The organism is Candidatus Binatia bacterium (assembly GCA_036504975.1).
Classification (GTDB): Bacteria; Desulfobacterota; Binatia; order UBA9968; family UBA9968; genus JAJPJQ01.
On the sequence record DASXUF010000092.1, the window covers coordinates 1 to 5,042 of the forward strand.

5 protein-coding genes are annotated in these 5,042 nt (G+C 59.6%); all 5 read right to left on the minus strand.

All coding sequences use genetic code 11. The features are described from left to right. Positions 1–440 (minus strand): DUF2203 domain-containing protein (locus tag VGL70_12060; GenBank protein ID HEY3304259.1); only part of this gene is annotated, 440 nt, incomplete at its 3' end. A gap of 10 nt (positions 441–450) precedes the next feature. Continuing rightward, a complete protein-coding gene (gene lpxC, locus VGL70_12065; protein ID HEY3304260.1) occupies positions 451–1,746 on the minus strand; it encodes a UDP-3-O-acyl-N-acetylglucosamine deacetylase in 1,296 nt (431 codons plus the stop codon). A 25-nt stretch (positions 1,747–1,771) separates the two neighbouring features. Continuing rightward, positions 1,772–3,994 (minus strand): ATP-binding protein, encoded by a 2,223-nt coding sequence (locus VGL70_12070; GenBank protein ID HEY3304261.1) that lies wholly within the window; start codon positions 3,992–3,994, stop codon positions 1,772–1,774. Positions 3,995–4,062: 68 nt separating this feature from the next. Continuing rightward, the gene (locus VGL70_12075) at positions 4,063–4,275 is read right to left on the minus strand and encodes a DUF2905 domain-containing protein (GenBank protein HEY3304262.1); all 213 of its coding nucleotides are present in this window, start codon (positions 4,273–4,275) and stop codon (positions 4,063–4,065) included. A gap of 41 nt (positions 4,276–4,316) precedes the next feature. After that, on the minus strand, positions 4,317–5,042 hold a 726-nt coding region (gene ruvB / locus VGL70_12080), incomplete at its 5' end, for a Holliday junction branch migration DNA helicase RuvB (GenBank protein HEY3304263.1).

Sequence of the window (5,042 nt, forward strand, 5' to 3'; positions counted from 1 at the left end):
GAGACGTTGCCGTCGCCTCCTTCTTCGCCGTCGAGCAGCGGCTTGCGTCCGGCGAAGCCGTCTTCGATTTTGTGCCAGTGGCCGACGCTCTCCTCGCCGAAGCGCCAGCAGAGAAACACGATCTCGCCGCCGAGCAGGCACGGAAAATCGACCAATCCTTCCTCGATTCCCTTGCAGACGCAGCCATAGGCGTTGATCTCATCGACCAGGCATTTCACTTCGTGGATCAGACGGGCGATGGCCTCGTTCCGCTGCAGCGATTTCATCAGCTCCGGACTCGACGGCAACAGCCGCTCGGCGCGGACCACATCCTCGCTCTTCTCTCTCAGAGACTCCAGGTGATCCAAAATCCGCTGCACCAGCGGCCGCAACTCGGGCAGCAGGCTATTGGCCTCATTCACGGTAAACAGACGCGGAACCTGCTGCTGCGACGAGCTCATTGTCTTCGACCTACAATCCCATGCCTTTGCGGATTTCACGGAGCAGCGCGATGTTGTCCGTGTGCCCCGTCATGCGCGCCGTCACCGCGCCGCGGATCGGCCGGCCCAAAAGGTAGAAGTCGCCGATGACGTCGAGGATCTTGTGGCGCGCGAATTCGTTGGGAAAGCGCAGCTCCGTGTTAATGACCCTCTCATTGTCGATCAAAATACAGTTGCTGAGCCGCCCGCCGTTCACGAGCCCGACTTTTTCCAGTTGCTCGATGTCCTTCAGAAAGCCGAACGTCCGCGCCGGAGCGATCTCTTCTTTGAACGATTCCGGGCCGCGGGCGACATAGGTATGTTCCTGGTGTCCAACCGGTTCGGGATAATTGAGCACGTACTTGACGCAGAACGTTTCTGAGGGCTCCACGCAGATCGACTCGCCGTCCTTCTCTTTGACGCGGTACGTCCGATCGATAGTGATCTCGGACCACTCCTCATCCTGCTCCTCGATCCCCGCGTCCTCGATCAAGCGGCAAAACTCGAGCGCCGAGCCGTCCATGATGGGGATCTCGCCCTGTATCTTGACCAACAAATTACTGATGCCGTAGCTGTGCAGCACCGCTAGAAAATGCTCCACCGTGCCGACCACGATTCCCTTCCCGCGCAGCGAGGTCGCGTAACCGGTCGAGCCGACGTAGTCCAGATGGGCCGGCACGGTCGCGTCGGCCGAGATACCGCTGAAAAGAACGCCGCTGTTGGGAGGCAGCGGATGAAGCACGACTCCGGTCTTGATTCCCGAATGAAGCCCCTGGCCGGAAAATACGACGCTCTTTCCCAGCGTCTTCTGCTTGAGCGCTTGCGCGCGGCCGTTTTTCGCCCCCATCGCGCGCCCGGAGCGCCGGGCCTTCGTCTCTTTCGGTTTTTTAATTTTTGTCTCGGGACCGCCGGGCTCGCCGAGCGCGCGCCGTACGGTCAGCAACAGGCCTTCCAAAGAAAGCGGTTTTTCGATGAAGTCGAACGCGCCGAGCTTGGTCGCCGTGACGGCGGTGTGAATGTTGCCGTGCCCGGAGATCATCACCACGGGGACTTCGAACTCTTCCTTTTTGATCTCTTTGAGAAGGCCGATGCCGTCGACGTCCGGCATCCAGATGTCGAGGAGCACGAGGCGCGGATGCTCGTTGCGGATCAAATCGATCACCTGGCTTCCATGCGACGCCTCGATGACGCGATAGCCCTCGTCGCTGAGAATCTCGCGGATGGATTCCCGCACGCGGTCTTCATCGTCGACGACCAGGATCGTTCTCTCCGCGCTTTTTGTTTTCACCCGTTCCACCGCAGTCTCCCTGCTTTTAAGAAGAAGCCGCACGCTTCTGCGGCGCCCTGAGAGCCGCATGGTCCCGGACCGGCAGCTCGATGATAAACCTCGTGCCCTTGGGTTCGTTGGGGCGCACGCGAATGTGGCCGCGATGGTCCGCGACGATCGCGCTGACGATCGCCAGGCCGAGACCGGTGCCGTCTTTTTTGGTCGAAAAGTACGGCTCAAAAATCCGCGCTCTCACCTCGGGCCCCAGACCGCAGCCGTCGTCGGCGACCTCGAGGAGCACGGCTCCGGAAGCGCGGGAATAGGAAGTCGAGATTTTGATCTCGCCCTTCTCTTCGACGGCGGCGACCGCGTTATCGAGGAGATTGATGAGCACGCGCTTGATCTGGTCGCGGTCAAGCTCCAGCGCCGGGATCTCGCCTTTGCTGAATTGAAAGTTGATCCCCTTATGCCCTTCCTTGAACAAAAAAAGCGCCTCCCTCACGATGTCGTTGAGATCGTTGGCCGTTAATTCCGCCGCCGGCAGGCGCGCGAACTGCGAAAACTCGTTGACCAGATTTTTTAGATCTTCCACCTGTTGGATGATCGTCGCCGTGCATTTGTCGAGAATACCGCCGTCGCCGTCCAGCAGCTTGGCGTAGCGTTTTCTCAGCCGCTCGGCGGAGAGCTGGATCGGCGTCAGAGGGTTCTTGATCTCGTGCGCGATCCGGCGCGCGACCTCGCGCCAGGCCTCCATCCTCTGGACTTTCTGAATCTGCGTGATGTCTTCGAGAAAGACCATGATGCCGAGGTCGTTGTCGTCGTCGTCTTTCAACATGGCCGCCGTCACCACCGCGGTGAGAATCTGGTCCGGCAGCGGGATCTTGACCTCGCGCTCGATGGTGCCGCCGCTCTTTACCTGCTCCATGATTTCGCGCATGACGCGGAGGTGCTCCGCCGAGAAAACTTCCGCGTAGTTCCGGCCCGGCGCCTCATACGCCTTCACGCCCAGCATCTCCTCCGCCGCTTTGTTCATCGTGGTTATGTTTCCGGCCTGGTCCACCGAGATCACGCCCGCGGCGATATTGCCCAGCAACGTGCCCATGTAGCGGCCGCGGCGCGCGAGCTCCAGATTGATCTGCTTCAAATCGCCGGTCATCTGGTTGAACGAATCGACCAGAGTGCCGATCTCGTCGTCGCCGGACGCCTCGATCTTATAATCCCAGTTCCCGTGCGCCACCTCGTGGGTTCCTTCCGCCAGCCTCTGGATCGGCACGGTAATCCCCTTCGCCAGATAAAGTCCGAACCACGTCGCGGAGAAGATGATCACGAGCGTGATCAAGAGCAGCGTCAGGATATAACTGTTCTTGACCGGCCTTTTAAGCGCCGTGAGGTGTTTGTACTGCTCGTAGGAGCGCGAGATCTGCAGCGCCCGGTTGGTGATGCTCTTCGGCACATAGTAGTCGACGACAACCACGCCCAAAATTTTCCGGTCGGCGCTGTAGACCGGCACGCCGCCACGGATGATGTCCCCTTCGCCGAACGCCTGGGTTCGCGTCACCTCGAGCCCGCGCAGCGCGCGATTGAGAAAATCGGACTCCGGCTTGATGGTGACGCCGGTCGGCACCTGATCGTTGAACGCGACGACGACAAGCTGGCGGTCCGGAGCGAAGACTTCGACGGTGCCGAGATTATATTCGCGCTGCTTCGCCTGGATGAATTCCTTGAGATCGGCCGTGCGCTGGGACTCGAACAGCCCCTCCTGGGTCATTCTCTGGCTCAATTGCCGCGCGTAAAACAGCGCGTTGTTGGCGGAATTCTGGTAATACGCCTGGCCGATTTCCAGGGAGCCCTGAAGAGCATTTTCAATTTGAACGTCGAACCACCGATCAAAAGAGCGCGTCACAAGTCCGCCGGAGACGACAAACAATAACAGCGTCGGAACCAGCGAGAGAGCGACAAACGCCAGCACGAGCCGGACGCGAAGGCGCGAGCCGAGAATGCGCTTCTTGCGCTCGAAGATGAGCTTGACGAGATTCCTGACCACCAGGAAGATCAGCAGAACCAGGAGAATGATGTTGATGTTGATGAGGAGAAAGAACGCGATGTTGTTGCTGACCGCGTTATCGGGTGAGACTTCCGGAAGCTGGAACTCAAAAACAGCGAAGATCACCACCGTCAGGGTGAGGGCCAGAATGACCAGCCCTTCCCGCTTTCGTCTCTTCGCCTCCTCGCGTCGAAGGCTTTCTTCTAAGTCTCTTGCCGTGTCCATAGATTGGGTTCCGGGTTCCGGGTTTGGCGACAAATCGAGACTCGAAACTTCGGTGATCTGGCGAGATTTTACCTTCGGAACAGGTAAAGGACAAGAGTAATAATGAGGCTCAGCAGTACACAGGTGGTGAGCGGAAAATAAAAAGTGAAATTTCCCCTGCTGATATAGATGTCGCCGGGGAGCCGGCCGAGCCACGGGATCTTCGATCCGAGCGAGAAAAGCACCCCGAGAACGACGAGAAGGATGCCGAAGAGAATGAGCGTCTTCCCAAAAGTCCCCATGACCCTTCAGCCCTTTAACTCTTAAACCCTGAAACCTGTTTTTAGAAGAGCGTCGGCTGCTTTTTGGCGGCACTTGTCTGCGTCGAGTCCTGCTTGCGGCCGAAGTGGTCGTAGGCGAGCGCGGTCGCCACCCGGCCGCGCGGCGTGCGGTTTAAAAATCCCGCCTGGATCAAAAACGGCTCGTAGACGTCCTCGATCGTGTCTTTCTCCTCGCCGATGGCGGCGGCGAGCGTCTCGACGCCGACCGGGCCGCCGGCGAACTTGTCGATCAAGGTGAGCAGCAGCATGGTGTCCATTTTGTCGAAGCCCATCGGATCCACTTCCAGCATCCGGAGCGCCTCTTCGGTGACTTTCTTTGTGATGCGCCCGGCGGCCTTGACCTCGGCGTAGTCCCTGACCCGGCGCAGCAATCGGTTGGCGATCCGCGGCGTGCCGCGCGAGCGGCGGGCGATCTCCGACAACCCGCCGTCTTCTTCCTTGACGCCGAGGAGCGCGGCGGAGCGTTTGAGAATCTTCGCCAACGCCTCCGGCGCGTAAAAGTCGAGACGGAAGATCGCGCCGAAGCGGTTGCGCAGCGGCGAGGTGAGAAGTCCCGAGCGCGTGGTCGCGCCGACCAAGGTGAAGCGCTTGAGATCGAGCTTGATCGAGCGCGCGGAAGGCCCCTGGCCGATCATGAGGTCGATCTGATAATCCTCCATCGCCGGGTAGAGGACTTCTTCGACGACGTGATTGAGGCGGTGGATCTCGTCGATAAAAAGGATGTCGCC

Coding starts and splice junctions, on each gene's coding strand:
- VGL70_12070 (HEY3304261.1), bottom strand. CDS start 3,994: ATGGACACGGCAAGAGACTTAGAAGAAAGCCTTCGACGCGAGGAGGCG.
- VGL70_12075 (HEY3304262.1), bottom strand. CDS start 4,275: ATGGGGACTTTTGGGAAGACGCTCATTCTCTTCGGCATCCTTCTCGTC.